This window comes from Actinoplanes sp. M2I2, assembly GCF_023544445.1.
Classification (GTDB): domain Bacteria; phylum Actinomycetota; class Actinomycetes; order Mycobacteriales; family Micromonosporaceae; genus Actinoplanes.
On sequence record NZ_JALPVJ010000014.1, the window covers coordinates 84,223 to 110,957 of the forward strand.

23 protein-coding genes are annotated in these 26,735 nt (G+C 73.3%); 12 read left to right on the plus strand and 11 right to left on the minus strand.

Annotation, left to right across the window (positions count from 1 at the left end):
* Nucleotides 1-105: 105 nt before the first annotated feature.
* A complete protein-coding gene (locus tag HJC40_RS27750; RefSeq protein WP_250005329.1) occupies nt 106-1,125 on the plus strand; it encodes a LacI family DNA-binding transcriptional regulator in 1,020 nt (339 codons plus the stop codon).
* 7 nt (nt 1,126-1,132) lie between these two features.
* Here HJC40_RS27750 and HJC40_RS27755 read toward each other — a convergent pair whose 3' ends face one another.
* From HJC40_RS27755 to HJC40_RS27770, 4 genes are read right to left on the minus strand one after another with little or no spacing between them, the layout of a single operon-like run.
* Nucleotides 1,133-1,540 carry a hypothetical protein gene (locus HJC40_RS27755; RefSeq protein WP_250005331.1) on the minus strand — a complete coding sequence of 136 codons (408 nt, stop codon included), beginning with the start codon at nt 1,538-1,540 and terminating at the stop codon, nt 1,133-1,135.
* A gap of 9 nt (nt 1,541-1,549) precedes the next feature.
* A complete protein-coding gene (locus HJC40_RS27760; RefSeq protein WP_250005333.1) occupies nt 1,550-1,756 on the minus strand; it encodes a hypothetical protein in 207 nt (68 codons plus the stop codon).
* 59 nt (nt 1,757-1,815) lie between these two features.
* A complete protein-coding gene (locus HJC40_RS27765; RefSeq protein ID WP_250005335.1) occupies nt 1,816-2,145 on the minus strand; it encodes a helix-turn-helix transcriptional regulator in 330 nt (109 codons plus the stop codon).
* Nucleotides 2,132-2,566 carry an SRPBCC domain-containing protein gene (locus HJC40_RS27770; RefSeq protein WP_250005337.1) on the minus strand — a complete coding sequence of 145 codons (435 nt, stop codon included), beginning with the start codon at nt 2,564-2,566 and terminating at the stop codon, nt 2,132-2,134. The genes HJC40_RS27765 and HJC40_RS27770 overlap by 14 nt, the downstream gene beginning before the upstream one ends.
* A 155-nt stretch (nt 2,567-2,721) precedes the next feature.
* Between HJC40_RS27770 and HJC40_RS27775 the strand changes: the two genes are divergently transcribed.
* A complete protein-coding gene (locus HJC40_RS27775) occupies nt 2,722-3,423 on the plus strand; it encodes a PRC and DUF2382 domain-containing protein (RefSeq protein WP_250005339.1) in 702 nt (233 codons plus the stop codon).
* On the opposite strand, the gene HJC40_RS27780 is transcribed toward HJC40_RS27775, so the two are convergent.
* Nucleotides 3,395-4,456: a trans-aconitate 2-methyltransferase gene (locus tag HJC40_RS27780; protein WP_250005341.1), complete on the minus strand. Its 1,062-nt coding sequence runs from the start codon at nt 4,454-4,456 to the stop codon at nt 3,395-3,397. The genes HJC40_RS27775 and HJC40_RS27780 overlap by 29 nt on opposite strands.
* 110 nt (nt 4,457-4,566) lie before the next feature.
* Here HJC40_RS27780 and HJC40_RS27785 point away from each other — a divergent pair, with 110 nt between their 5' ends.
* Together HJC40_RS27785 and HJC40_RS27790 are read left to right on the plus strand one after the other, a co-directional pair.
* Nucleotides 4,567-8,382: an AAA family ATPase gene (locus HJC40_RS27785; protein ID WP_250005343.1), complete on the plus strand. Its 3,816-nt coding sequence runs from the start codon at nt 4,567-4,569 to the stop codon at nt 8,380-8,382.
* Between the two features lie 73 nt (nt 8,383-8,455).
* On the plus strand, nt 8,456-9,652 hold the full coding sequence (locus HJC40_RS27790) for an amidohydrolase (protein WP_250005345.1): 1,197 nt from the start codon (nt 8,456-8,458) through the stop codon (nt 9,650-9,652).
* A gap of 13 nt (nt 9,653-9,665) precedes the next feature.
* Here the strand turns inward: HJC40_RS27790 and glpK (HJC40_RS27795) are convergent, their stop codons facing one another.
* Both glpK (HJC40_RS27795) and HJC40_RS27800 read right to left on the minus strand, forming a co-directional pair.
* On the minus strand, nt 9,666-11,156 hold the full coding sequence (gene glpK, locus HJC40_RS27795) for a glycerol kinase GlpK (protein ID WP_250005348.1): 1,491 nt from the start codon (nt 11,154-11,156) through the stop codon (nt 9,666-9,668).
* Between the two features lie 12 nt (nt 11,157-11,168).
* Nucleotides 11,169-11,921, minus strand: a complete 753-nt coding sequence (locus HJC40_RS27800) for an IclR family transcriptional regulator (protein WP_250005351.1) — start codon at nt 11,919-11,921, stop codon at nt 11,169-11,171.
* A 126-nt stretch (nt 11,922-12,047) separates the two neighbouring features.
* On the opposite strand from HJC40_RS27800, the gene HJC40_RS27805 reads away from it, so the two are divergent.
* From HJC40_RS27805 to HJC40_RS27825, 5 genes are all read left to right on the plus strand, one after another.
* The gene (locus HJC40_RS27805; RefSeq protein ID WP_250005354.1) at nt 12,048-12,893 is read left to right on the plus strand and encodes an MIP/aquaporin family protein; all 846 of its coding nucleotides are present in this window, start codon (nt 12,048-12,050) and stop codon (nt 12,891-12,893) included.
* Nucleotides 12,886-14,403, plus strand: coding sequence for a glycerol kinase GlpK (gene glpK, locus HJC40_RS27810; protein ID WP_250005357.1), 1,518 nt, complete (start codon nt 12,886-12,888; stop codon nt 14,401-14,403). Before HJC40_RS27805 ends, glpK (HJC40_RS27810) begins: the two co-directional genes overlap by 8 nt.
* 3 nt (nt 14,404-14,406) lie before the next feature.
* Entirely contained in the window at nt 14,407-16,116 is a 1,710-nt protein-coding gene (locus HJC40_RS27815; protein WP_250005360.1) for a glycerol-3-phosphate dehydrogenase/oxidase, read from the plus strand.
* A gap of 263 nt (nt 16,117-16,379) precedes the next feature.
* Nucleotides 16,380-16,598: a hypothetical protein gene (locus HJC40_RS27820; RefSeq protein ID WP_250005363.1), complete on the plus strand. Its 219-nt coding sequence runs from the start codon at nt 16,380-16,382 to the stop codon at nt 16,596-16,598.
* Nucleotides 16,599-16,644: 46 nt separating this feature from the next.
* Complete coding sequence (locus HJC40_RS27825; RefSeq protein ID WP_250005366.1) at nt 16,645-17,469, plus strand: arginase family protein; 825 nt, start codon at nt 16,645-16,647, stop codon at nt 17,467-17,469.
* On the opposite strand, the gene HJC40_RS27830 is transcribed toward HJC40_RS27825, so the two are convergent.
* Both HJC40_RS27830 and HJC40_RS27835 read right to left on the minus strand, forming a co-directional pair.
* Nucleotides 17,435-18,307, minus strand: coding sequence for an LLM class flavin-dependent oxidoreductase (locus HJC40_RS27830; protein ID WP_250005369.1), 873 nt, complete (start codon nt 18,305-18,307; stop codon nt 17,435-17,437). The two genes, HJC40_RS27825 and HJC40_RS27830, sit on opposite strands and share 35 nt — an antisense overlap.
* Nucleotides 18,304-19,920 carry an FAD-binding oxidoreductase gene (locus tag HJC40_RS27835; RefSeq protein ID WP_250005372.1) on the minus strand — a complete coding sequence of 539 codons (1,617 nt, stop codon included), beginning with the start codon at nt 19,918-19,920 and terminating at the stop codon, nt 18,304-18,306. Before HJC40_RS27835 ends, HJC40_RS27830 begins: the two co-directional genes overlap by 4 nt.
* An 80-nt stretch (nt 19,921-20,000) precedes the next feature.
* Here HJC40_RS27835 and HJC40_RS27840 point away from each other — a divergent pair, with 80 nt between their 5' ends.
* Nucleotides 20,001-20,471: a MarR family winged helix-turn-helix transcriptional regulator gene (locus tag HJC40_RS27840; protein WP_250005375.1), complete on the plus strand. Its 471-nt coding sequence runs from the start codon at nt 20,001-20,003 to the stop codon at nt 20,469-20,471.
* A gap of 38 nt (nt 20,472-20,509) precedes the next feature.
* Nucleotides 20,510-22,084 (plus strand): serine/threonine-protein kinase, encoded by a 1,575-nt coding sequence (locus HJC40_RS27845; protein ID WP_250005377.1) that lies wholly within the window; start codon nt 20,510-20,512, stop codon nt 22,082-22,084.
* A gap of 15 nt (nt 22,085-22,099) precedes the next feature.
* On the opposite strand, the gene HJC40_RS27850 is transcribed toward HJC40_RS27845, so the two are convergent.
* Nucleotides 22,100-22,513 carry a hypothetical protein gene (locus tag HJC40_RS27850; protein ID WP_250005378.1) on the minus strand — a complete coding sequence of 138 codons (414 nt, stop codon included), beginning with the start codon at nt 22,511-22,513 and terminating at the stop codon, nt 22,100-22,102.
* A 99-nt stretch (nt 22,514-22,612) separates the two neighbouring features.
* Nucleotides 22,613-23,641, minus strand: coding sequence for an alpha/beta fold hydrolase (locus HJC40_RS27855; RefSeq protein WP_250005380.1), 1,029 nt, complete (start codon nt 23,639-23,641; stop codon nt 22,613-22,615).
* A 194-nt stretch (nt 23,642-23,835) separates the two neighbouring features.
* Between HJC40_RS27855 and HJC40_RS27860 the strand changes: the two genes are divergently transcribed.
* Nucleotides 23,836-26,700 carry a M36 family metallopeptidase gene (locus HJC40_RS27860; protein ID WP_250005382.1) on the plus strand — a complete coding sequence of 955 codons (2,865 nt, stop codon included), beginning with the start codon at nt 23,836-23,838 and terminating at the stop codon, nt 26,698-26,700.
* The last annotated feature ends 35 nt before the right edge of the window (nt 26,701-26,735 follow it).

The following is a 26,735-nucleotide window of genomic DNA, read 5'->3' on the forward strand; positions in this document are numbered from 1 at the left end:
CACCGCACCGGAACAGGGCCGCGCTGCTCGACCGGTCCTACCGGACGCCCACGCGAACCTGAATAACCGATTTCCGCCGTGGACCCGGGTTCCTACACTGGTCCGATGGCGCAGAGGAGACCCACGCTGGCGGACGTCGCGACGGAAGCCGGCGTGTCGAAAGCCGCCGTCTCCCGCGTCATCAACGACGCGCCGGGGGTGTCGGCGCAGACCCGCGAGCACGTGCGCCGGGTGATCACCGAGCTGGGCTACCGGCCCGACCCGGTCGCCCGCGCGCTCGCCTCGGGGCACGGCGAGGTCATCGAGCTGGTCATCGTCGACGACGCGTCCGTCTTCGCCAACAGCCCCTACTACGGCCGCATCACGGCCGGCATCCTGCAGGAGATCGCCGGCAGCAACGCCCAGCTGCGGGTGCACGTGGTCGACGAGCTGAGCACGGCTGCGCTGCTCAACCGCATCGCCGCCTCGGTCAGCCTGGGCGTCCTGCTGGTCAACGTGCCGCTCGCGCCGGCCGCGGAGTTCTACCGCAAGTGCGAGCGGGTGGTCACCATCGGGCCGACCGTGCCGGGGCTCCCGTTCGTCGGTCTGGAGAACGCCGAGGGCGCGTACGCCGCCGTGCAGCACCTCCACGACACCGGCCGACGGCGCATCGCCGCCCTGCACGGGCCGGACGGCAACTCGTGCGCCGAGGGCCGCCGCGACGGCTACCGCCGGGCCGTCCGCGACCTGGGCCTGCCCGACCTCTCGGCCACCGGGAAGTTCCGCCGCGAGGCCGGCTACGAGCTCACCCATCGGCTGCTCGCCGAGGAGCCGGAGATCGACGCGATCTTCGCCGGCTGCGATCTGCTGGCCACCGGGGCCATGCAGGCGCTCGGCAACACCGGTCGCCGCATCCCCGACGACGTCGCCGTGGTCGGCTTCGACGACAGTGTGATCGCCCAGTGCGCCAACCCGCCCCTGTCCTCGGTCCATCAGCCGGTCGAGCAGATGGCCGCGGCCGCCACCCGGGCACTGGTCAACCGCCAGATCGCGCCGCACTGGCGCTGCGTGTTCCCGGCCAAGCTCCAGGTCCGTCAGAGCACGGACGAGCCCGCCCGGTCCGGCCTGTCCGGCCCCTTCCGGTAGGTCGCGGTCAGTCCCAGTAGTTGAAGAGCGCTTCGCCCACCGAGTACGGCTGCCAGTACTTCACGTCGGCCGGGCTCACGGCCGGCCACTGCGCCGCCTGGAACGGGGCGTCCAGCTCGGCCGCGGTCAGCACGGTGAGACCGGCGCCGGCCAGCGCGCCGAGCAGGTGGGGGTCGTCGACGAAAGTCAGCGGCCCGGACTCCTGGTCCGGGCCGGTGACCTCGCGCGGAACGGCCAGCGCGGCGACGCCGGTGTCGCGGGTCAGCACCACGGCCACCGACCTGTCCCGGTAGCCGATGACCCCCTGGGAGAAGTTCGGCGTCACCCCGTCACCGAGGCGGAACTCGATCACTTCGCCGCCGGTCCGGCGCGCGACCTCGTAGCAGGCGCGGCGGAACGCGGAGAGATCCGGCATGGGGGAATGTTAGGCCGCGGGACGGGACCAGGAGCCTCGGGGCGCAGGCTCCAGGGTGTCGGCCAGCCGCCGCAGGGCGGCCACGGCCAGGCGCCGGGCCGCCCCGCTGTGCCGTTCGGGCGGGCGGTCGGGCGACACCGGAGCGTCGGGGCGGGCGGACAGGACGTGACGCCTGGTGGCCTTGTCGGCCAAGATCATCGCGGTCGGGTACAACATCTCGGACTCCTGACACTCGCCAGACGGGGACGAAGAAGAAGGAGAAGGGCGCGTCCGCTCTACTGCAGGCGGTCGCGGAGGGCGGCCAGCGGACCGTCCCAGTCGCGGGCGAGGACGCCCAGGAACTGCTGGGCCACCTTCATGGGGCCGGAGTCGAGGCGGTAGCGCACCCGGCGGCGCTCCCCCGGCTCGGGGATGACCAGGCCGGCGTCGGTCAGCAGCTGCAGGTGCTTGGCGACGGCCTGCCGGGTGATCGGCAACCGGGCGGCCAGGTCGGTCGCGGTGGCCGGGCCCCGGGCGGCCAGGGCGGCGAGGATCGCCCGGCGGCTCGGGTCGGCCAGGGCGGCGAAGACTTCCTGCGCCACCGACTCCAGGTCAGAGTCGTCCATCGAGATACGCGACCAGCTCACCGAGCTCACTCTGCCAGCCCTCGACGTTGCCCGAGAACGCCGTCTTGTGCGTCTCACCGCTGGTCTGCGCGAACCCGGACTCGACCACGGTCAGCGTGGTGCCGGTGCCGGTCGGCACCAGCGTGAACTCCACGTAGGTGCGCCGCGGGTCGCCGTCGGGCAGGCCGTGGATGGGCCAGGTGTAGGCGAACACCGTCGGCGGCTCGACCCGCTCGATGACCAGCGTGGCCGTGTCGCCGCTGGTCCACGCGAGCTTGGCCTCGCCGCCGACCCGCAGGTCGACCTCGGCCGTGTTGCCGAACCAGGTGCCCAGCCCCTCGGCGGTGGTGATGGCCGCCCACACCGTCTCCACCGGCTGGCGCAGCTCCATGGTCCGCTCGATCCGATCGGGAAAGCTCATGTCCACTCCCTCAGTAGCAACCACTTGGTTGCCACTCAAGCTATAGCAATCATTCGGTTGCGTCAACGATTGCCGGCAGCCGGGGGCGGTGGGCAGGTGAGATGACCGCCGCCGGGGGGTAGGGGGAAGGGGCGGCGCCGGCGAAGGAGGCAGCGGTGATCACAAAGGACGACCTGGGCGGCCTGAGCGGCATCGAAGTGGTCGACAACGCGGGGGTGCACGTCGGTCCCGTCGATCAGATCTATGTCGACCCGGACAGCGGCGATCCGCTGTGGGTGACCGTCCGCACCGGAACACTCAGCTTCCAGGAGTCGTTCGTCCCGCTGACCGGCGCCCGCCTGGCCGAGGGCCGGCTGATCGTGGCGGTCGACCGGGACCGGATAGCGCACGCCCCGATCCGGCAGACCGACGCTCCCCTGGGCCACGACGACGCCGACCGGCTGACCGCCTACTACGGCCTCGGCCGAGCCGGCGACGACGCGATGACCCGCTCCGAGGAACGCCTGGTGGCCGGCACGCGCCGCGAGCCGACCACCAAGGTCCGGTTGCGCAAGTACCTGGTCACCGAGGAACGGCAGATCACCGTGCCGGTCACCCGCGAGGAGGTACGCCTCGAGGAGGTCCCGGTCACCGGCGACGAGCCCGGCGACGACCCGGGCGAGGACGCCTCCGGGGCCGCGCCCGGGGTGATCCTGCACGCCCAGCGGCCGGTCGTCACCACCGAGACGGTGCCCGTCGAGCGGGTGACGCTCACCAAGGAGACGGTCCGCGAGGAGCAGGTGGTCACGGCCCCGGTCCGCCGGGAACAGATCACGTTGGAGACCGAGGCTACGGACGAACCTGGAAGACCAGGTTGAACGGGGTCTCGGCGACCCGGCGGAAGCGGGTGAGGCCGGCCTCGGCGGCGACCTCCCGCAGACGGGCCTCGCCGGCCTGCGCGCCCAGCGCGGCGCCGACCTCCTGCGACAGCGAGTTCGGCGTGCACAGCAGGGTCGACGCTCCGTAGTAGACCGCGCCGACCGGGTTGAGGTTCTCCGGCACCGTGTCACCGGCATAGGGCTCGACCAGCAGGATGCTGCCGTCCGGGTCGAGCCGGTCGCGCAGGTGGCGCAGCACGCCGACCGGGTCGCCCATGTCGTGCAGGCAGTCGAACAGGCAGATCAGGTCGTACTCCCCGTCGAGCTCCCCGGCCCGCCCGGCTTCGAACCGGGTCCGGTTGCCGACGCCGGCCGCGGCCGCCCGCTGCTGGGCCGAGGCGATCGAGGCGTCGTGATAGTCGCTGCCCACGAAGGTCGACGACGGGTAGGCCGAGGCCAGCAAGATCGTCGAGGCGCCGTGACCGCAACCGACGTCGGCGACCCGGCCGCCGGTCCGCAGACGGTGCTCGACGCCGTCCATCGCGGGGATCCACTCCCCCACCAGGTGCGCGTGGTAGCCGGGGCGGAAGAACCGCTCGCACCCCTCGAACAGGTCGGGGTGATGTTCGTGCCAGCCGACCCCCTCCCCCGTACGGAACGCCGTGACCAGCCGGTCGGTCGAGCGGGCAGCCGCCAGCACAAGCTCGAACCCGCCGATCACACAGGCCGGGCTGCTTTCGTCGGTGAGCGCGATCGCGTGCTCGGCCGGCAGCTCGAACCGGTCGTCGCCCACGTAGTCCACATAGCCCGCGGCCGCCTGGGCGCTCAACCATTCCCGTACGTACCGTTCGGTGGTCTCCGTACGCCCGGCCAGCTCGGCCGGGGTCAGCGGTCCGGCGCCGGCCATCGCCCGGTACAGCCCGAGCTTGTCGCCGATCACCGCCAGCGCCCCGGCCAGCATCGCGCCGAAGTCGCCCACCGACTTGAAGACGAAATCCATGAGTTTCTGCTCGTTCACCGTCGTCGTCGTCATGACCGATCCTTTCCGTTCAACAGATGGCGACGGCACCGTAGCGAGGACGTTTTCCCATCTCTGTCCGCTTGCTGTCCCTACCGGCGGCGCCGGTGGCGCACAATCACCGGATGCCGGCCGGGCTGCGCCTTCGTCTGCTGGGCGGCTTCGAGGTGGAGGTCGCCGGCCGGGTCGTGCCCGGCAACGAGTGGCGGCGCAGCGGCGCGACCGCTCTCGTCAAGGTGCTCGCCCTGCGCGGGCGCCTGCATCGCGACCAGGTCGTCGACCTGCTCTGGCCCGAGGCGGACGCGGCGCTGGGCGGCCGCCGGCTCGACAAGGCGCTGCACTTCGCCCGTCGGGTCCTGGGCGCCGACCGTCTGCCGCTGCGCGACGGCATGGTCGGTCTCGCCCCGGCGGATCTCTGGGTCGACGTCGACGCGTTCGAGTCCGCGGCCCGCGCCGGCGACCTCGAAGGCGCCCTCGCCCTCTACACCGGCGATCTGCTCCCCGAGAACAGGTTCGACGACTGGACCGAGGATCGTCGCGCCCAGCTGCGCGCCACCGTCGTCCCGCTGCTGCTCGAACGGTCCACCCGCGCGGAGCCGCCCCAGGCCGAGGCCGACCTGGTCCGGCTGATCGCGCTCGATCCGCTGCACGAGGACGCGTACGCCGGTCTGATCCGCCTCGAGTCGGCGCGCGGGCGACGTCATCTGGCCCTGCGCTGGTACGACCGGCTGGCCGTCCGGCTGCGCGAAGATCTGGGGGTCGAGCCCCGCGCCGACCTCCAGCAGGTGCGCCGCACCCTGCTCGCCAGCGGGCCGGCCGGGACCACCGCGGGCGTTCCCGAGGAGCGCAAACTCGTCACGGTTCTGGACGCGGACCTCCGCGGTGTCCGGGGCGAGGTCGCCGGCACCGATCCCGAGCGGTCGCGCCGGGCCGCCGCCGAGTGGACCGAGCTGCTCGGCGAGGTCGTCGCCCGGTGGGGCGGCGCGGTGCAACCGCTGGTCGGCGGGGGCGTGATCGGGATCTTCGGCTATCCGCGGGCCCACGAGGACCATGCCGGCCGGGCGCTGCGGGCCGGCGCCGAGATTCTGCGGCGGTCACCGGCGCCGATCCGCCTCGGGGCCGACTCCGGTCCGATCATCGCGGCGGCCGGGTTGTCGCGGATGGGCGGCGCCGTCCTGGACACCGCCGCGCGTCTGCGCACCGCCGCGGCGCCGGGAACCTTCCTGGTCACCGAGCGGACGCGCCGCGCGGCCGGCGAGGCCGGGTTCCGCTTCGGCGAACCGGCTCCGGCCGGTGACCCGCCGGTCGGCGCGTGCCGCCTGCTCGCGGCCGGACCGGACGCGGCGACGGGCGCCCCGAGCCGGCACGAGGCACCGATGATCGGCCGGGCCGGCGAGCTGAGCGCCGTGTCGGGCCTGATCCGGGAGGCGGTCAGCGCCCGGCGGCCGTGCCTGATCACGGTCACCGGTACGGCCGGGATCGGCAAGACCCGCCTGGTCCGCGAGATCGTCGCCCGGCAGACCGGCCTCCGCGTGCTGCACGGCCGGTGCCTGGCGGCCGGCGACGGCATCACCTTCTGGGCACTCGGCGAGATCCTGCGGGAGGCGTGCGGCATTCCGCTGGGCGACGCGGGCAACCGGGCGCCGCAACGCCTGCGGTCCCGGCTCGGGCAGATCCTGAGTGGGCAGGGCCTGAATGGGCAGAGCTTGAACGGGCAGAGCTTGGACGGGCAGAGCTTGAACGGGCAGAGCCTCACGCCGGGCGAGCGGGACAGGACGATTTTCGCGCTGGCCACCACGGCCGCGATCCGCCTGCCGGGCAACCCGCTCGACCACGCCGACCCGCGAGACGTCGCCGAGGAGCTGGGCCGGGCCTGGCCGCGGCTGGCCACAGCGCTCGCCGCCGGCGGCCCGCTGCTGCTCGTGGTCGAGGACCTGCACTGGGCCGGCGCCTCGCTGGTCGGCCTGCTGGCGCGCCTGGTGACCCGCTCGATCGGTCCGGTGATCCTGCTGACGACCGCCCGCCCCGAGTTTCTCGAGAGCCACCCCGGTCTCCCGGACCTGTCGATCGTCTCGTTGCGCTCCCTGCCGGCCGGCGACAGTCGCGCCCTGCTCGACGCGCTGCCGCACGCGGCCCGGCTCGACGCGCGCCGCCGCACCGAGATCCTCGGGCGCGCCGAGGGCAACCCGTACTTCCTGGGCCAGCTCGCGGCCCACCTGGCCGAGAACGCCGGCGGCGCCCTGCCGGACACGCTGCACGCTCTGCTCGCTGCCCGGGTCGACGCGCTGCCGGCCGCGGAGAAGCGCCTCTTGCAGGTCGCGGCCGTGATGGGCCGGGTGTTCTGGGCGGCGCCCCTGCGCGAGCGGCTGGGTCCCGGCCTGCCCGCCCTGCTGGCCGGGCTGGAGAACCGCGGGCTCGTCCGGGCCCGGCCGGGTGCGCTGGTCACCGGCCAGGACGAGTACGCCTTCCAGCACGCCCTGCTCCGCGACGTCGCCTACGCGAGCCTGCCCGACGCCGAGCGCGCGACCGGGCACGCCGAGGTCGCCGCCTGGCTGGAAGAGGTCTCCCGGGAACGCATCGACGAGGTGATCGAGCTGGTCGCCGTCCACTATGCCGCCGCCGCCGACGGCCCCGGGGCCGACGAGTGGATCCGCGGCAAGGCGTTCCGGTCGATGATGACCGCGGGCGCCGGGGCACGGCGCCGCTACGCCGTGCCCCGCGCCCTGGCCCTGCACCGGGCGGCGCTGCGGCACGCTTCACACCCGGCCGAACGGGCCGGTGCGCTGGAGGCTGTGGGCGACGACCACGAGACCGCCTACGACGGTGACCAGGCCGTGCGGGCCTGGCGCGACGCGATCTCCATGCTGCGCGACACGCCCGAGCACGGCGACCGGCGGGCCCGGCTGTGCCTGAAAGCGGCTCAGATGCTGGTGGCCCGCTGGGGTGGCTTCCGGGCGCCGGCCGACCCGGCCCTGGGCGACCGGGTGATCGACGAGGGCCTCGCCGTCGTCACCGATCAGCCCACGCGGGCGCACCTGCTGGCGCTGCGGGCGCTGTGCGGTGGCCGTTGGGCGTGGACCGGCCGGACCGACCCCGTCCCGGTGACCGGTCGCCGCCGGGCCGCGACCGACGCCGAGGCCCTGGCCGACCGGCTCGGCTCGGCCACGCTGCGGGCGCCGGCGATGCTCGGCCGGGCCGCCGTGTGCTTCCTGGAGGGCCGGTACGAGGATGCGGTCACCGCGGTGCTCGACGAGGTGTCGCTAGTCGAGCAGGAGGGTCGCGACCGGGACCGTGCGCTCGGGCACACCATCGCCAGCCTGGTCGTCGGGGCCGTCCGCGGCGACTACCGGCTGGCTCTGCGGCACGCGCACCGCTCGTACGCATGGGCCGGTGACCTCTCGCCGCACGACCGGCTCCACGGCACCGCGGCCGTGCTCATCTGCCTCGAACAGCTGGGCCGCGACACCGAGATCGATCCCTACCTGGACGAGCACCTGCGGCTGCGCCAGGGCCCGATGGCGGCGATGAGCTGCCCGTACATCCGCAGTGGTCCGCTGGTCGGCGCGCTCGTCCTGCAGAGGCGCGGCGACCGGCGGGAGTCCGCGAGAGTCGCCGCCACGGTCGAGCCCGACCACGCTCATCCCGGCAACGCCGAGGTTCTGCACGCGCGGCTGGCGCTGGGCCGGGGCGACGTCATGGGCGGCCGCGCGCTGGCCGAACGGCTGGTCGCGCTGGGCCGCCGTCCCGGCCCCGAGGAGATCCCGCACGAGTCCCTCGCCCTGCTCCGGGCGTTGGAGGCGGCCGGTGACGAGGAGGCGCTGCGCCGCTTCCTGCCGCGGGCCCGCGCCGCCGCGAGATATCTGGCCCTGCTCACGGCGGCCTGCGACCACGCCGAGGGTTTGCGGCAGCTCGGCGAGCCGGACGGCGCGGCCCTGGGCTGAGCCGTTCGCCCAGCGGCAAATGCGGCACCCGCTCGGGGGCAACGGACGGGTCGCGGGCGCGTAGCGTCCAGCCATGGATCCGGCGACTCTGCGCGACGTCTACGAGGACCTGCATCGTCACCCGGAGTTGTCCTTCCACGAGCACCGGACGGCCGGCATCGCGGCGGCCTGGCTGCGCGAGCACGGGTACGAGGTCACCGAGGGCCTCGGTGGCACCGGGGTGGCCGGGGTGCTGCGCCGCGGTGACGGGCCGGCGGTGTGGTTGCGGGCCGACATGGACGCGCTGCCCGTCGCCGAGGAGACCGGGCTCCCGTACGCCAGCACCGTCGACGGGGTGTCACACGCCTGCGGGCACGACATGCACGTCACCTGGCTCATGGGCGCGGCCGCCGGCCTGGCCGCGGCCGGTGACTGGCGCGGCACCGTGGTCGCCGTGTTCCAGCCGGCCGAGGAGCTCGCCCGGGGCGCGCAGGCGATGGTGGACGACGGTCTGACCGACCGCGTGCCCCGGCCGGTCGTCGTGCTCGGCCAGCACGTCGCCCCGCTGCCGGCGGGCAGCATCGCTCTGACCCCCGGACCGATGTGGGCGGCCTCCGACTCGCTGCGGGTCACCGTCCACGGCCGGGGCGGCCACGGCTCCCGGCCCGAGACCACCGTCGACCCGGTGGTCATCGCGGCCGCGACCGTGCTGCGGCTGCAGACGATCGTCTCGCGCGAGGTGTCCACCGCCGAGACGGCCGTGGTCTCGGTCGGCGCGATCCAGGCCGGCACCAAGCACAACATCATCCCCGACACGGCGACGCTGCTGCTCAACGTGCGGACGTACGACCCCGGGGTGCGCGACCGGGTGCTGGCGGCGATCCGGCGCATCGTGTCGGCCGAGGCGGCCGCGGCCGGCGCGACCCGCGAGCCGGCGGTGGTGCTCGAGGAGTCCACGCCGACGCTGGTCAACGACGTGGCGGCGGCCGAGCGGACCCGTCCGGCGCTGGAGTCGGTGGCCGGGCCGGGCCGGGTCGTGGATCCCGGCCCGCTGCCCAGCAGCGAGGACGTGCAGGTGCTGGCCACCGCCGCGGGCGCGCCGATCACCTACTGGCTCGTCGGCGGGGCCGACCCCGCCCACTACGCCGGGGCCACGACCGTCGGGCAGTTCCTCGAGGTCGCCGCCGTGCTGCCGTCCAACCATTCGCCGCACTACGCCCCGGTCCCGGAGCCGACGATCGGCGCCGGGGTGGCCGCCCTGTCCGCCGCGGCAAGGGAGTGGCTCGGCTGAGGGAGGCCGGGTCTCAGGCCTGGATCCAGTCGAACGTGCGGGAGACGGCGCGCTGCCAGTTGGCGTACTCGGACTCGCGCTTGGCCGGCTCCATCGTGGGCAGCCACTGCCCGGCCCGGTGCCAGTTCTGCCGCAGGCCCTCCAGGTCGGGCCAGTAGCCCACGGCCAGCCCGGCGCCGTAGGCCGCGCCCAGCGACACCGTCTCGGCGGCGAGCGGACGCACCACCGGCACGTCGAGGACGTCGGCGACGAACTGCATGAGCAGGTTGTCCGACGTCATGCCGCCGTCCACCCGCAGGGTCTTCAGCGCCAGCCCGGAGTCGGCGTTCATCGCGTCGACGACCTCGCGGGTCTGCCAGGCGCTGGCCTCGAGTACGGCCCGGGCCAGGTGACCCTTGGTGATGTACGAGGTCAGGCCGACAATGACGCCGCGGGCCTCGCTGCGCCAGTAGGGCGCGTAGAGGCCCGAGAAGGCCGGCACGATGTAGCAGCCGCCGTTGTCGGTGACCGTGCGGGCCAGCGTCTCGATCTCCGGTGCGCTGGCGATCAGCTCGAGCTGGTCGCGGAACCACTGCACCAGCGAGCCGGTGATGGCGATCGAGCCCTCCAGCGCGTACGCCGCGGGCTCGCCCTCGATCTGGTAGGCCACCGTGCTGAGCAGGCCGTGGGTCGAGCGCACCAGTTCCGCCCCGGTGTTGAGCAGCAGGAAGCTCCCGGTGCCGTAGGTGCATTTGGCCTCGCCGGGCGCGAAGCAGGTCTGCCCGAACAGGGCCGCCTGCTGGTCGCCGAGCGCCGCGCCGATGCGGACACCCGGGAAGGCCGCGGTGGCCGTGCCGAACACGCCGATGGACGGGCGTACCTCGGGCAGCATGGCCCGCGGGATGCCGAAGAACGCGAGCGACTCGGCCGACCAGTCGAGGGTGTGCACGTCGAGCAGCAGTGTCCGGCTGGCGTTGGTGACGTCGGTGACGTGCAGGCCGCCGGTCAGGTTCCAGATCAGCCAGGTCTCCATCGTGCCGAAGAGGACCTCGCCGCGTTCGGCCCGCTCGCGCAGCCCGGGGTGGTGGTCGAGCATCCACCGGATCCGGGGCCCGGAGAAGTACGTGGCCAGCGGCAGGGCCGACCGGTGCCGGACACCCTCGGCCCCGGGCGCCGCGTCGAGCTGACCCACCATCGTGTCGGTCCGGGTGTCCTGCCAGACCACGGCGTGGCCGACCGGGTTGCCGGTCGCGCGGTCCCACAGCACGGTCGTCTCCCGCTGGTTGGCGATGCCGACCGCGGCGACCTGGTCGATGGTGGCGCCGGCGCGGCGCAGCGCCTCGGGACCGAGCCGTTCCACGTTGCGCCAGATCTCGGCCGCGTCGTGCTCGACCCAGCCCGGGCGGGGGTAGTACTGCTTGTGTTCCTGCTGGGCGAGGGACACGAGCTGGCCGCGCCGGTCGAAGACGATGCACCTCGTCGAGGTGGTGCCCTGGTCGATGGCGACCACGTAGCGCTCGGTCATGGTTGTCCCTCCTTATCGCCGGGCGGCTCCGAGGTCGCGGGACACCGCACGGGCGGCGTCGCGAACGGTGGCCACGAGGTGGGGCAGTGGGTGGTAGCGGCTGTCGCAGAGCCGTTCGACGTGGCCGGAGATGCCGATGGCCCCGACCACCAGGCCCCCGTACGCCCGGATCGGCGCGGCCACGGACGCCTCACCCGGGGTGAGCTCCTCGATGTCGCAGCTCCACCCGTTCTCCCGCACCAGCCGCAGGGCCTGGGCGAGTTCCCGCTGGGTGCCGATGGTGCGGCTGGTGAAGCGGTCGAGCGAGGCCGGCGGCGCGGCGCCGTAGGCCAGCAGGGACTTGCCGAGCGCGGTGGCGTGCATCGGCAGGAGGCTGCCGACGTCGAGGGTCTGGAAGGTGTCGTCGGGCCGGAAGACGTGGTGGACCACCAGCACCTGTCCGTCCAGGACGGTGCCGATGCGGACGGCTTCCCCGCTGCGGGACGCGAGCGGGTCGGCCCAGTTGATCGACCGGGAGCGCAGCTCGTTGACGTCGAGGTAACCGGTGCCCAGGCGGAGCATCGCCGCGCCGAGCTGGTAGTGCCCCGACAGGCGGTCCTGTTCGACGAAGCCGACCTTGCGCAGCGTCCGCAGGATGCCGTGGGTGGTGCCCTTGGCCAGGTCGAGCGAACGCGCGATCTCACCCAGGGAGAGCCGGCCGTTGCCCCCGGCGAGCAGGCGCAGCACGGCCGCGGCGCGCTCGATGGACTGCACTGTTCCCGGCACGTCACGACCCTATGACGATCAGGGGCCTCTGCCGAGACCACCGTTCGACATTGTCGAATGGCGTTCATTGTTCGTGGCCGCTCAGCTACCTAGCGTCCCTTCGAGAGTTGACTTCAGGAGGGGCAGATGGCCGCACGACTGAAGATCCCGGGCGGAATAGTGGCCGAGCTGGCCGCCGAGTTCGCCGGGACCATGATCCTCATCTTGTTCGGTGTCGGGGTGGTGGCCCAGGTGGCCGGCGCCGGCATCGGCGATCACGACAGCATCGCCTGGGCCTGGGGCCTGGGCGTGGTGCTCGGCGTCTACGTCGCCGGGCGCATCAGCGGGGCGCACCTGAACCCCGCTGTCACCCTGGCGCTCGCGGTCTTCAAGGGCTTCGAGTGGCGCAAGGTCCTCCCCTACAGCATCGCGCAGTTCCTGGGCGCGTTCGTCGCCGCGCTGATCGTGCGGTGGAACTACACCGAGGTGCTGCACGCCGCGGACCCCGGCCTGACCATCAAGACCCAGGGCGTCTTCTCCACCCTGCCGGGCAACGGGACCCTGCCCGTCGGCGAGTGGGGCGCCTTCCGCGACCAGATCATCGGCACCGCGATCCTGCTGTTCCTGATCCTCGCGGTCACCGACGTGATGGGGACTCCCCCGCAGGCCAACCTGGCCCCGTTCATCGTCGGCCTGATCGTGGTGGCCATCGGCATGGCCTGGGGCACCAACGCCGGCTACGCGATCAACCCCGCGCGCGACTTCGGTCCGCGACTCGCCAGCTTCCTCACCGGCTACGGCGGGGCGTTCCGCGACCAGACGGGGTATCTCTATTTCTGGATCCCGATCGTGGCGCCCCTCATCGGCGGGGTGCTCGGCGCCGGTCTGTATCAGGGGCTGGTCGGCCGGTACCTGCCCAAGCTGGGCCAGCCGGAGCCCGGGCAGCTGCCCGAGGAGCCCACCCGAGAGAACGTGGAGGCACGCAATGGCTGACTTCGTCGGCGCCGTGGACCAGGGCACGACCAGTACCCGCTTCATGATCTTCGATCACGGCGGTAACGAGGTGGCCCGCCACCAGCTGGAGCACGAGCAGATCCTGCCCCAGGCCGGGTGGGTCGAGCACAACCCGGCCGAGATCTGGGAGCGTACGGTCACCGTCGTCCGCACCGCGATGCAGAAGGCCAACCTGGGCGCCAAGGACCTGGCCGCGCTCGGCATCACCAACCAGCGCGAGACCGCGGTGGTGTGGGACCGCCGGAGCGGACGGCCCTACTACAACGCGATCGTCTGGCAGGACACCCGCACCGACCGGATCGCCTCGGCGCTCGACCGGGACGGCCGGGGCGACGTGATCCGGCGCAAGGCCGGGCTGCCGCCGGCCACCTACTTCAGCGGCGGCAAGATCCAGTGGATCCTGGAGAACGTCGACGGGGTGCGCGAGGCGGCCGAGCGGGGCGACGCGATCTTCGGCAACACCGACAGCTGGGTGTTGTGGAACATGACCGGCGGCGTCGACGGGGGCAACCACCTCACCGACGTGACCAACGCCAGCCGCACGATGCTGATGAACCTCGAGACCCTCGACTGGGACGACGAGCTGCTCGGGTTCTTCAACATCCCGCGCTCGATGCTGCCCGAGATCCGGCCGTCGTCCGACCCGAACACGTACGGCGTGGCCCGCTGGCCCGGGACGCTGGGCGGCGAGGTGCCGCTGACCGGTGACCTCGGCGACCAGCAGGCGGCCACGGTCGGGCAGGTCTGCTTCGCCCCCGGCGAGGCCAAGAACACCTACGGCACCGGCAACTTCATGCTGCTCAACACCGGCCCCGAGCTCGTCCGGTCGGAGAACGGCCTGCTCACGACCGTCTGCTACAAGTTCGGCGACGCCGCCCCGATCTACGCCCTCGAGGGGTCGATCGCGGTCACCGGCTCGGCCGTCCAGTGGCTGCGCGACCAGTTGCACATCATCAACGACGCGTCCGAGAGCGAACGGCTCGCGGCGCAGGTGCCCGACAACGGCGGTGTCTACTTCGTGCCGGCGTTCTCCGGGCTGTTCGCGCCGTACTGGCGGTCCGACGCGCGCGGGGCCATCGTCGGCCTGTCCCGCTTCAACACCAGCGCGCACATCGCCCGGGCCACCCTCGAGTCGATCTGCTACCAGAGCCGGGACGTGGTCGACGCGATGGCCCAGGACTCCGGGGTCACGCTGGACGTGCTCAAGGTGGACGGCGGCATCACGGCCAACAACCTGGCCATGCAGATCCAGGCCGACGTGCTCGGCGTGCCGGTCAGCCGGCCGGTCGTGGCCGAGACGACGGCGCTCGGCGCGGCCTACGCCGCCGGGCTGGCTGTCGGGTTCTGGAAGAACACCGACGAGCTGCGGGAGAACTGGAACGAGGCCAAGCGCTGGGAGCCGCAGTGGTCCGAGGAGCAGCGGGCCGAGGGCTACGGCAAGTGGAAGAAAGCCGTCGAACGCACTCTCGACTGGGTGGACGTGGACTGAGTCATGGCCATCGCACTCTCCCCGGATTACCGCGACTCGGCCCTGGCCGCCCTGGCCGGCGCCGAGCTCGACGTCCTCGTGATCGGCGGCGGAGTGGTGGGAGCGGGGGCGGCGCTGGACGCCGTCACCCGCGGCCTCACCACCGGCCTGGTCGAGGCCCGCGACCTCGCCTCGGGCACGTCCAGCCGATCCAGCAAGCTGCTGCACGGCGGCCTGCGCTACCTCGAGATGCTCGACTTCGCCCTGGTCAAGGAGGCCCTGCACGAGCGCGACCTGATCGTGTCGCGCCTCGCCCCGCACCTCGCCCGGCCGCTCAAGTTCCTCTACCCGCTCAAGCACCGGGCCTGGGAACGGGCCTACGCGGGGGCGGGCGTCACCCTGTACGACACGATGGCGATGGGCGGCGGCATGCCGCGGCACCGCCAGCTCACCCGGACGGCGGCGCTGCGGGCGTGTCCCGCGCTGCGCAAGGACGCGCTGGTCGGCGCGATCCAGTACTACGACGCGCAGGTCGACGACGCCCGGCACACTATGTACCTGGCCCGGACGGCGGCCGCCTACGGGGCCCACGTCGCCTCCCGGACCGAGGTGGTGGGCTTCCTGCGCGAGGGGGAACGGGTCACCGGCGTACGGGTGAAGGATCTGGAATTCGACCGGATCTTCGAGGTGCGGGCCCAGCAGGTGATCAACGCGACTGGCGTGTGGACGGACGACACGCAGGCCCTGGTGGGTGAGCGCGGCCAGTTCCACGTGCGCGCCTCCAAGGGCATCCACCTGGTCGTGCCGCGCGACCGCATCCAGTCGACGACCGGCCTGATCCTGCGCACCGAGAAGAGCGTGCTGTTCGTGATCCCGTGGGGCCGCCACTGGATCGTCGGGACGACCGACACCGACTGGTCGCTCGACAAGGCCCACCCGGCCGCGTCCAGCACCGACATCGACTACCTGCTGGAGCACGTCAACACCGTCCTGGCCAGACCCCTCGCCCGTACGGACGTGACGGGTGTCTACGCCGGCCTGCGCCCGCTGTTGTCGGGCGAGTCGGAGGCCACCTCCCAGCTGTCGCGTGAGCACATGGTCGGCAGTCCCGTCCCCGGCCTGGTCGTGGTGGCCGGCGGCAAGTACACGACGTACCGGGTGATGGCCCGCGACGCCGTGGACGCCTGCGTGCACGGTCTGGGCCGTTCGGTCCCGAAGTCCTGCACGGAGGAGGTGCCGCTGGTGGGGGCCGAGGGCTTCCGGGCGTTGTGGAACCAGCGCCGCCTGCTGGCCGCCCGCTCGGGCCTGCACGTCGCGCGGGTCGAGCACCTGCTCGGCCGGTACGGCTCGCTCGTCGACGAGGTCCTCGACCTGATCGCGTCCACGCCGTCGCTGGGCCACCCCCTGGGCGGCGCCGACGACTATCTGCGGGCCGAGATCGTCTATGCGGCCGGCAACGAGGGGGCCCGGCACCTGGAGGACGTGCTGACCCGGCGTACCCGCATCTCGATCGAGACGTTCGACCGCGGTGTGACCTGCGCGCGGGAGACCGCCGAGCTGATGGCCGGGGTGCTGGGCTGGACGCCCGAGCAGACCGCGCGCGAGGTGGAGAACTACCGCGTCCGGGTCGAGGCCGAACGCGGGTCGCAGGAACAGCCGGACGACGAGACCGCCGACGCGACCCGCCTGGGCGCGCCCGACGTGGTGCCGGTGACCGCCACGGACGCGGCCTGACCGGGACACCGCCGTTCGCCGGCCGCACCCCGAGGCTTCGGGGTGCGGCCGGTCCCGCTGCGCTGAGTCCACTCCCGCCGGGTCCGCCCCGCCGGGTCCGCCCCGCCGGGTCCGCCCCGCCGGGTCCGCCGAGGGGGTGATGAAAACCGGTACGCGTCCCAGGCCCGGCGGTGCTCGTTACCGTCAGCACGAGGGTTCGGCCGACGGCGCCGGACCGGTCCGGCGCGGCTGGACGCCCCCGTTCGCCCTGAGGAGCCGAGACTGTGAGCACCACCGTGAAGTCCGCCGACCTGCCCGACGGCACGACCGCGCACGACCAGACCCTCGACCGCTGGTACGTCAAGCGGCCCGCCGGCCTGTTCCCCTGGCGGGCGACCAACGGGGAGAAGCTGACCGATTTCGAGGTCGACAACTTCCTGCGTTCCGGGCGCATCGTCGTCACGGTGCCCGAACAGGAGCCGCTGGCGTACCGCTGGAACTGAGGCGACGGGTTCCGGTCGCCCCGGCCGTGCGACACACTGAGCGACTATGTGGTTTCTGCTGGGCGCGCCGTGGGACTGCTCGGGGACCGGCCGCGGCGAGGAGCGAGCGCCCGACGCCCTGCGGGAGGCGGGACTGTCCCGGCTCGTCGACGCCGACCTGGGTGACGCGGCGACCGCGATCACCAGCACCGAGCGCGACCCGGCCACCGGCGTACGGGCCCTGCCGCAGACCATGGCGGCGGCCCGGGCACTGGCGGCGGCCCTGGGCACGGGCCGGGCCGACCGGCCGCGTCACCGGCCGCTCGTCGTCGGTGGGGACTGCAGCCTGCTGCTCGGCGTCTTCGCCCATCTACGGGCGGCCGTCGGCGACGTGGGGCTGTGGATGGCCGACGGGCACCCCGACTACGTCGACCCGGCCGACTCCGACACCGGGGAGACCGCGGACTCCGAACTGGCCGTTCTCACCGGCCTCGGCCCGGCCGCCCTCACCGGCCTGGCCGGGACGACCCCCATGGTGGACGCCGGCCGGGTCTCGCTGATCGGGCACCGCACGACCGGGCTCGACCCCGCCTCGGCGGCGGAGCTGGCCCGCGTCCCCGCCGGCATGCTCACGCTCGACGCCGACCCGGGCCGGCCGATGTGGCTGCACCTCGATGTGGACGTCCTCGACCCGTCGGTCATGCCGGCGGTGACCTACCCGCAGCCCGGCGGCCCCGGCTTCGAGCAGCTCGAGGCCCGGCTCCGGCCGTTGGCGGCCGCGCCCGACCTGATCGGCGTGAGCATCGCCGACTACCGCCCGGACCTCGACCCGGACGGCGTGCACGCCGCAGCGCTGGTCAGGCTGCTGGGACGGCTCCTCGCTCCCGCTTGACCAGGTCGCGGACCGCGGGGGCGACCTCGGCGGCCAGGATATCGGCGGTCCGAGGGTCGTCGCTGGCCACGATGAACCCGCTGATGCCGTGGTGGAGGGCGAGGTCGGCGAGGTGGTCGACCCGCCGGGCCGGCGGGCCGTCCAGCTCGGTGAAGGTCATCAGGCGCCGGACCCGGGCGGGATCCCGGCCGGCGGACAGGGCCGCCTCGTCGATCCGGGCGTTCATCTCGGGCAACGAGTCGGCGCCGCGGGGCAGGTAGGGCATCGACGGGAGCCAGCCGTCGCCGAGGCGGCCGGTCAGCGCCAGCATCCTGGGCTTGTAGGCGCCGATCCAGATGCCCATGTCGTGGGCCGGGCGCGGTCCACGCTTGGCCCCGACGACGGTGTAGTGCTCACCCCGGTGGTCGACCCGTTCCCGGGTGCCGGTGTCCCACAGGTCGCGGATGATCGGGATGGCCTCGGCGAGCGCGTCGATCCGCTGACCGACCGTCAGCCGGGGGCCGCCCATGGCCGCGATGCCGTCGGGAAAGCCGCCCGCGCCCAGCCCGAGCTCGATGCGGCCGCCGCTGAGCAGGTCGAGCGAGGCCGCCGCCCGGGCCAGCACGGCCGGCGGGCGCAGCGGCAGGTTGAGCACGTTGCCGAGCAACCGGATCCGGGACGTCCTGGCCGCGGCGTAGGCCATCAGCGTCCAGGTGTCCAGGAAGGCCGGCTGGTACGGGTGGTCCTGGAAGCTGACCAGGTCGAGTCCCGCGCGGTCGGCGGTGACGGTCAGGTCGACGGCGGCGGCGTTCGGCGTCACGAAGAGGCCGAAGAGGAGGTCGCGTCCGTAGTCGGTCATTTCTCCACCTCGGGGTCGATGTTGAAGTTGTCGCGGAGCAGGTTCGTCGGGTCGTGACGTCGTTTCAGGGCGCGCAGCCGGCTCAGCGTCGCCGGCGGGAAGGCGTCCCGCAGGCGCTCGGGCCGCTGATCGGTCTCGAAGCTGAGGTAGAGGCCGTCGAAGTGGTGGGCCAGCCGATCCCAGACCCGGTCGAGCCCGGCGCGGTCGCTGCCCAGGGCGGTGACCTGGAACTCGGGGGTGCGGTGGGCCCACGCGGTCGCGTCCGGCGGGGTGTCGGCGATCGCGCCGCCCATGTGCCGCAGCGCGAAGACGAAGACCTGGCCCGAGCGCAGCAGCCGGGCGGCGTCGCGCGCGAACGCGTCGGTGAGCACCGGCAGGAGACCCGACCGGGAGATCGGCTCACCGCGCCCGTGATGCCCTCCGGCGCCGACGTCGGCGGCCTGGCCCATCACGTCGGCGTAGCGGGTGATCACCACCTGCTGCTGGGCCAGCTGGCCGATCGAGGCGAACGGGGTGAGCCGCTCGACGACGGTGTCCGCGTCCCCGGAGTCGACCATCCCGTACAGCTGGATCACCGACTGTCCCTCCCGCGGCGGACCGGCCATCAGGAAGATCGTCGTGTCGCGGGGCGCATTGCGGGCCACCTCGCCGTACTGCTTCAGCGCCTGCTCGAAGTCGGGGCTGACCAGGACGAGCTGGGCCCAGCCGACGTCGCCCGTGGGCGCCGCCTCGAACTCGAAGGCGGTGACCACGCCGAGGTTGGCGCCGGCTCCGCGGACGCCCCAGAACAGCTCCTGATTCTCCTCGGCGCCGGCCCGGACCGGGGTGCCGTCGGCCAGGACCAGCTCGACGGCGCGCAGACGGTCGATGGTGAGGCCGTGCTCGCGGGAGAGCAGGCCGATGCCGCCGGCGGTGGCCAGCCCGCCGACACCCACGCCGCCGTAGTCACCGGAGCCGATCGCCCAGTCGTACTTGTCGAGAACGGCGCTGACCTGCTTCCACGTCGCGCCGGGACCGACCCGGACCAGGCGCCGGTCCTCGTCGAGCACCTCGACGTCGTTCATCGCGCCGAGGTCGATGACCAGGCCGCCGTCGTTGGTGGAGCGGCCGCTGAAGCCGTGGCCGCCGCTGCGCAGGCCGAGCGGCAGGTGGCGGTGATCGCGCGCGAAGGCCAGGGCGTCGGCGACCTCCGCCGGCGTACGCGGGCGGAGCACCAGCCCGGGTGAGCCGCCGCGCATGTAGGTCGACTTGCGGGCCCGGTAGCCGGGATCGCCCGGCGCGACGGCCGTGTCCGCCAGCGACGCCGGAATGCCGTCGTAGTCGATGCCCTCGCGGCGCTGGGCGCCGGTCATCAGTCGCGAGCCGGCCAGGATCTCGAAGCTCTCGTACGCCTTCTCGCGCATCTCCGGTGACACCGCGGCCACCGGCGCGGGCAGGCCGATCCGGATGCTGTCGTTGCGGCCGGCCAGCCAGACGGCGGTCGTCCAGGGGTCCAGCCCGGTCCCGTCGGCATCCGTGAGGCGCACGTCTCCCCCGGTCTGCTCGACCACGGCCGTGAACTCCCCGGATCCGACCCGCGCCGTCGCGAGGTCCAGTGCGGTCCCCTCGGTCATACGATCCTCCGCTTTTTCGATTGTCGTCTGAGCATATAGTATTGCTAGAAGACGATCTGGCCAACAGATAGGATGAACGGGTGAGCGACACGGCACTCGACCTCGGGGCGGCCCTGGGCAGCCTGCTGCGGTCGTACACCGAGATGGTCGGGCCGCGACTCGACGGCTTCCCCCAGGGCGCGCGCGGTTACCAGACGCTCTGCGAGGTGGTGGAGGGCCGGCCGCCGAGCCAGGCGGCGCTGGCGGCCAAGCTCGGCATCGACCGCACGATGATGACCTACCTGATCGACGACCTGGTCGAGGCCGGGCTGGTCGAGCGCCGGCCCAACCCGGACGACCGCCGGCAGCGCCGGATCGTCGCCACCGAACGGGGGCGCGCGGCCATCGCGACGCTGTGCGTCCAGGTCGCCGAGGCCGAGGCGGCCGCCCTGGGCATGCTCGACGACCACGAGAGGGTGATGTTCCGCCGGCTGCTCGACAAGGCCTCCGGCCTCGGAGCGCTGCACACCGCCGAGGCGTGCGCGATCGTTACCGAGGCGCTCGAGGTCTGAGGGTTTGGCCCGGCCCGGCGCGGGCACCGGAGATGCTCGTGGAGATCGGGTACCTCGCCGGCGGGCGTTATCGGCTGCGCGAGCGGCTCGGGCACGGTGGCATGTCGGTCGTCTGGCGGGCCACCGACGAAGTGCTGGGCCGCGATGTCGCGGTCAAGGTGCTGGCCCCGCAGCTCGCCGACGACCCGGCCGTCCTGCGCCGGCTGCGCGACGAGGCCCGGGCCGCGGCGGCCCTGCGGCACCCCAACATCGTCGCGGTCTACGACTACGGCGAGGACGCGCTTCCGTACGTCGTCATGGAGCTCGTCGACGGCCGGACGCTGGCCGACCTGATCCGCGGCGGCGCGCTGCCGTGGCGGACCGCCGTGGCGATCGGCTCGCAGGTGGCCGCCGCCCTGGCCGCGGCGCACGCCCAGGGTGTCGTGCACTGCGACGTCAAGCCGGCCAACGTGATGGTCACCGGCACCGGCGTCAAGCTGGTCGACTTCGGCATAGCGGCCGCGGTCGGCGCGGTCGAGGACCCGGCCGCCGAGGTGCTGGGCACCCCGGCCTACCTGGCGCCCGAGCGGATCGCCGGCGGCCCGATCGTGGCGGCCACCGATGTGTACGCGGTGGGGCTGCTGCTCCATTTGACCCTCGCGGGACGCCGGCCTTGGAAGGCGTCCACCGTGACGCAGATGCTGCGCGCCCACGTGTACGCCGAGCCGGACCCGCTGCCCCCGATCGCCGGGCTGCCCGCCGCGGTGTCCCGGCTGGTGCGCCGCTGCCTGTCCAAGCAGCCGTCCGACCGTCCCGGCGCGGCCGAGGTGGCCGATCGGCTCGGCCGGATCGCCGGCCTCCCGCCCGCCCCGGTCCTGAACGTCGCCGGCCGGGCCGGCTCCGGCCTGAGCTCGTCGGTCGCCGGGTTGACGACCGCGCCGATCGCCTCGGCCCGGCAGCTGATCACCTCGCTGCCCGTGCGCCGCCGCCGGGCCGTGGTCGGGGCCGTCGCGGCGGCCGGCCTGCTCGCCGGCGGGCTGGGCGTGCGGGCGGCCGGCGCCGACGAACCGGCAGCACCGGCGGCGGCCGTGGCCGCCACGCCGCCACCCTCGGCCACCACTGCTGTCACCAAGGCCACGGCGGCCGCCCAGCCGCAGACCTGCACCGTCCGCTACGCGCTGCGGGGCACCGCGGCCGGCCGGGCCTCGGCCAAGGTGACGATCCTGAACACCGGCGAGGTCGCGGTCCCCGCGTGGCGGCTGTCGTTCGCCCTGCCGTCCGATCAGCGCCTGCTCAAGGGCTGGTCGGCGACCTGGCGGCAGAAGGGCCGCACGGTCGAGGCCGCGGGTGGCCGGCTTCCGGCCGGCGGCACGGCGGCGACCAGCTTCTCCACCACCTACGGCGAGGTCGCGGCCCTGCCGGTCACCTTCCGGCTCAACGGCACGACCTGCCAGGCCGAGATGTCCGTCCGCACCGCGCCGGTCGCGAACCCGGCCCGCCCGGCCGGCGCGGCGCCGCAACCGGAGCCCCCGAAGACCAAGGACAAGGACAAGGCCAAGGACGAGCCGAAGCCGAAGCAGGACGGCGGCGACGAGGACGAAGGCGACGAGGACGAGCACGACGAAGAGGAGTGACCGCCGGCGCCGGCCTCACTCCCCGGTGACGTCCGGGCGGCTCAGCAGCAACCACGCGTCGGCCGGGAAGAGCCGGCGGGCCACGGCCCAGGCCGGCCGCGAATAGTACGGGCGGGCCGCCGCCTCGCCGACGATCACCGGGTCGGCCATCCGGTGGTCGGCGCCCTTCCAGCGGATGGTGCACCCGCCGGCCGCGACGACGTTGCGGACCCAGTTCGTGCCGGCGCCCCACGGCAGGTTGATGATGAAGCCGGCCGGTGTCGTGACGACGGTGACCGGCACGGCCAGCGCGCGGCCGGTGACCCGGCCCCGGTGGTGGACCACGGCCCACAGCGGGAAGGCGCGCCGGCCGGCCAGCCGGCGGACGACGGGCGCGGTGGCCCGGGCGAAACGCCAGGAGGTGTCGTTCGGGGCGGCTGAAGTCGTCATGCCGTCCAGTGTCGGCTCGCGCCGGGCGCCGGCGCTTCCCGGGAAACCGTCAGCCGGCGTGGCGGTTTTCCGTCATCCGCCCGGCCCGAGCAGGGCAGGTCATCCGCCCGGCCCTCGCAGGGCATGGGCCACCGCGGCCGTCCGTCCGCTGACGCCGAGCTTGCGGTACACGTTGGCCAGGTGCCGCTCGACCGTGTGCACGGCGATGCCCAGCCGGGCCGCGATGCCGGCGTTGGAGTGACCGGCGGTGAGCAGGCCCAGCACCTCCCGCTCCCGCGCGGTCAGGCCCCGGGCCGTCGAGCGCGTCACCCGGCCGTCGGTCACGAATCCGCTGACCAGCCGCACATCGCTCGCCGCGTCCTCGACGAACAGGGTGGGCGTCGAGCCGGGCAGCTCCACCAGCCGGGCGTCGGGCAGCCGGGCGGCCAGCCGCCGGCCCACCTCGACCGGGATCTGCTCAGCACCCTGGCGGTGCAGGACCAGGGTGGGCGCCCGCACCTGCCCGAGCTCGGCCGTGACGTCGATCGCGCGCGCCGCGTCGAACCACGCCTTGGCCACCGGCGCCGTGGTGGCGCCGCGGAACGACTCGGCCACCCAGCGACCGGACGGCGCCGCGTCCCAGCCCAGCCAGGCCGTCGCGGCGGCGTCGGCGAACAGCCCCCAGTCCTGGTCGACCAGGGAGAGCAGGGCCTGGGTCTGCGCCGGGCTCATGGCGTCGCGCAGCCGCGGGGCGCCGCCGAACAGGACGAGCCGATCGACGCGGCCCGGCTCGCGGGCCGCGAACGCGATGGCCGTGGCGACCGAGTGGTAGTAGCCGAGCAGCGACGCGCGCCGGATGCCCGCGTGATCGAGAACGGCCCGCAGATCGCGCAGGTGGGCCTCGACGCCGAGATCGCCGAGGTCGATCCGCCGGTCGGAGCTACCCGTCCCCCGGCCGTCGTAGAGCACCACCGTCAGATCGCGGGCCAGGGCGGCGTACGCGGCCCGGACGGCCGGGATGCGCCACTGGGCCACGATGTTGCTCAGCGAGGGCATCCAGACCAGCACCGGCCCCCGCCCGAAGACCTGGTAGCCCAGCGTCACGCCGTCCTCGGCCCGGGCGAAACGCAGATCGGGAAGCTCGTCCACGTCGCCAGTATGGCCGGACGCCGGACCAATCATCACATGCTTATAGATGTATTTAGATGTTTGGCCCATGTTGTGCAGGTCGGGGGTGCGATCGGATGACGGGTGGAAACGGACAGATCCAATGAGGAGGTACCGTGCGCACCCCACCCCGTGCGTTGGCGGGAACCACTGCCGGGTTCTTAGCCGCCGCGATCGTGTTGACCGCCTCATCGGGCGGCAACGCGGCGCCCGCGGCCCCGGCCCAGGCCCAAGCCGAAAAAGTGCAGGGCGACGACCACCACGACCATGTGATCGACAATCGGGCCGGGCGCGTCGCCCCGTCCAGCAGCCAGCGCGCGGCCGCGGTGGGCACCCAGGCCCGCTGGAACGCCCTGGGCACGCCGGCCACGCTGACCGCCACCGGAGCGGCCCTCGAGACCGGGCTGCCGAGTGACCCGGTCGCGGCGGCCCGGGCGTACGTGGACAAGAACCTGGACGTGCTCGGGCTCACCGCCCGGGGCGCGCAGGCCCTGGAGCACCTGACCACCGCGCCGATCGGCGAGGGCGCGGCGGTCGTGTTCCGGCAGAAGTTCGGTGACCTGATCGCCGGGCGGGACGGCCTGCTGTCCGTCGGTGTCCGGGACGGCAAGGTCTGGTTCGTGAGCTCGTCGCTGGCCAAGGACGCCGTGGCGCCGGAACCGGCCACGCTCTCGGGCGCCGACGCCGCGACCATCGCCGCACGCGAGGCCGGCGTCACCGCCCCGACCGTGCTGGCCAGCAAGCTCGTCGCCGTGCCGACCCCGGCCGAGGGCGCCCGCGCGGCCTGGCAGGTGACCTTCGGCGCCGACCTGACCGGCGCGAACCCGGTCGCGTACACCTCGTACGTCGACGCCCGCGACGGTGGCGTCCTGGTGCGCGAGAGCATCGTCGACCAGGACAGCGACAACCCGTCGTGGGACGTGTTCCCCAACTCGCCGCCGACCGACTACTCCTCGCGCGACACCCGCAAGACGTGGTGCTGGGCCCCGCAGCGCGGCTGCGACGAGGTCGTCGCCACCAGCGCGTCGCCGCTGGCCTGGGACGTGGTGCCAGGCACGAACGAGCCCAGCTTCACGACCCGCGGCAACAACGCGATCGCGGTCGAGAACTGGAACTCCAACGACGCGTTCAGCGTGGGCACCGAGACGGCCACGCCCAAGCCGGACCGTGACTACAACTACGCGTGGACCAACCAGTGGCACCGGGAGCGCTGCTCGCCGGACGTCTTCACCACGCCGCAGGAGAACGACATCGACGCGGCCCGGGCCAACCTGTTCGGCATGCACAACCGCATGCACGACTGGTCGTACCACCTGGGCTTCACCGAGGCGACCTGGAACATGCAGGACGACAACCTGCGGCCGGGCGGCCTGGGCGACGACTACGAGCAGGGCAACGCGCAGGCCGGTGGCATCAGCGGCGGACCGCCCGCCTTCGCGGCCCGCAACAACGCCAACCAGATCACCCCGCCGGACGGCGAGGCGCCGATCACCAACATGTACCTGTGGCAGCCGATCGCGGGCGCCTTCTACTCCCCGTGCGTCGACGGCGACTACGACATGTCCGTGATCGGGCACGAGTACACCCACGCCATCACCAACCGCATGGTCGCCGGACCGGACGCGGGCGTCAGCACGCCGCAGGGCATGAGCGAGAGCTGGTCGGACCAGCTGGCCGTCGAGTACCTGAACGAGCACGGCTACGCCCCCCGGGGTGAGCGGGCGTTCACCATCGGCGAGTACGTCACCGGTGACCCCGTCGCCGGCATCCGCAACTACAACATGAGCAACAGCCCGCTCAACTACTCGAGCGTCGACTACGACTTCGTCGGCCTGCAGGTGCACGCCTCGGGCGAGGTGTGGAGCGCCACCAACTACGACATCCGGCAGGCGTTCATCCGCAAGTACGGCGCGGGCACGCCGGCGCTGAACAAGTCGTGCGCCAACGGCAAGACGCCGGTGACCAAGTGCCCGGGCAACCGGCGCTGGATCCAGCTCGTCTTCGACTCGTTCCTGCTGATGGCCAACAGCGCCAACAGCCAGGTCGACGCGCGCGACGCGATGCTCGGGGCCGACCTGGTCCGTTTCAACGGCGCCAACCAGGGCCTGATGTGGAACGCGTTCGCCAAGCGCGGCCTCGGTGAGGGCGCGGTCAGCAACGGGGCCGGCGACGCCGACCCGACGCCGAGCTTCTCCTCGCCGAACACGACCGAGGGGACCTACCGGTTCCGCCCGGTCGACGAGAAGGGCAAGGCGGTCGCCGGGGCCAAGCTGTTCGTCGGCGACTACCAGGCCCGCGCGGTGCCGGTCGCCGACACCGACCCGGCCACCCCGCTGACCGACGAGGTCAAGCTGGTGCCGGGGACGTATCAGTTCATCGCCCAGGCTCCCGGCCACGGCCACACCCGGATCGGCAAGACCCTGGTGCTGCCCGGGCTCACCCTGCCGCTGATCACCCGGATGCCGACCAACCTGGCCTCCACGGCGGCCGGCGCGGTGGCCACCGGCGACGGCGTCAACCTGGCCCGGATCACCGACGACGACGAGGCCACCAACTGGGCGTCGCTGGGCAGCGAGGTCGCCGGCAAGCAGGTCACCGTCGACCTGGCCGGCGGGTCCCAGACCGTCCGGCGCGTGCAGGTCAGCGCTCAGCTGCGCCCGCCGGTCACCGGGGACCCGGACGCCGGCACGCAGAACAGGTACACCGCGCTGCGGCAGTTCAAGGTGCAGGCGTGCACCGCGACGGCCACGGTGACCTGTTCCGACGCGTCGCAGTTCCGGACGGTCTACACCAGCAAGCCGGACGCCTTCCCGTCGGTCGCACCGCGGCCGCGGGTGAAGGACTTCGTCGTGAAGTCGTTCGACATCCGGGACACGACGGCCACGCACCTGCGCCTCGAGGTCGTGACCAACCAGTGCACCGGCGCGCCCGACTACGCCGGTGAGCAGGATGCGGACCCGCGGGCGGCCACGGACTGCGCCACGGCCAGCCCGCAGGCGCTCAACGTCCGCGTCGCCGAGTTCCAGGCGTACACCAAGTAGGTCAGGCCCGGCAGATCGGATCCTGGCGGCGGCCC

Excerpts from the sequence above, each read along its gene's own strand:
- HJC40_RS27750 (WP_250005329.1), top strand. The coding sequence starts at position 106 with ATGGCGCAGAGGAGACCCACGCTGGCGGACGTCGCGACGGAAGCCGGC.
- HJC40_RS27755 (WP_250005331.1), bottom strand. The coding sequence starts at position 1,540 with ATGCCGGATCTCTCCGCGTTCCGCCGCGCCTGCTACGAGGTCGCGCGC.
- HJC40_RS27760 (WP_250005333.1), bottom strand. The coding sequence starts at position 1,756 with ATGTTGTACCCGACCGCGATGATCTTGGCCGACAAGGCCACCAGGCGT.
- HJC40_RS27765 (WP_250005335.1), bottom strand. The coding sequence starts at position 2,145 with ATGGACGACTCTGACCTGGAGTCGGTGGCGCAGGAAGTCTTCGCCGCC.
- HJC40_RS27770 (WP_250005337.1), bottom strand. The coding sequence starts at position 2,566 with ATGAGCTTTCCCGATCGGATCGAGCGGACCATGGAGCTGCGCCAGCCG.
- HJC40_RS27780 (WP_250005341.1), bottom strand. The coding sequence starts at position 4,456 with ATGACGACGACGACGGTGAACGAGCAGAAACTCATGGATTTCGTCTTC.
- HJC40_RS27785 (WP_250005343.1), top strand. The coding sequence starts at position 4,567 with ATGCCGGCCGGGCTGCGCCTTCGTCTGCTGGGCGGCTTCGAGGTGGAG.
- HJC40_RS27790 (WP_250005345.1), top strand. The coding sequence starts at position 8,456 with ATGGATCCGGCGACTCTGCGCGACGTCTACGAGGACCTGCATCGTCAC.
- glpK (WP_250005348.1), bottom strand. The coding sequence starts at position 11,156 with ATGACCGAGCGCTACGTGGTCGCCATCGACCAGGGCACCACCTCGACG.
- HJC40_RS27805 (WP_250005354.1), top strand. The coding sequence starts at position 12,048 with ATGGCCGCACGACTGAAGATCCCGGGCGGAATAGTGGCCGAGCTGGCC.
- glpK (WP_250005357.1), top strand. The coding sequence starts at position 12,886 with ATGGCTGACTTCGTCGGCGCCGTGGACCAGGGCACGACCAGTACCCGC.
- HJC40_RS27815 (WP_250005360.1), top strand. The coding sequence starts at position 14,407 with ATGGCCATCGCACTCTCCCCGGATTACCGCGACTCGGCCCTGGCCGCC.
- HJC40_RS27825 (WP_250005366.1), top strand. The coding sequence starts at position 16,645 with ATGTGGTTTCTGCTGGGCGCGCCGTGGGACTGCTCGGGGACCGGCCGC.
- HJC40_RS27830 (WP_250005369.1), bottom strand. The coding sequence starts at position 18,307 with ATGACCGACTACGGACGCGACCTCCTCTTCGGCCTCTTCGTGACGCCG.
- HJC40_RS27835 (WP_250005372.1), bottom strand. The coding sequence starts at position 19,920 with ATGACCGAGGGGACCGCACTGGACCTCGCGACGGCGCGGGTCGGATCC.
- HJC40_RS27850 (WP_250005378.1), bottom strand. The coding sequence starts at position 22,513 with ATGACGACTTCAGCCGCCCCGAACGACACCTCCTGGCGTTTCGCCCGG.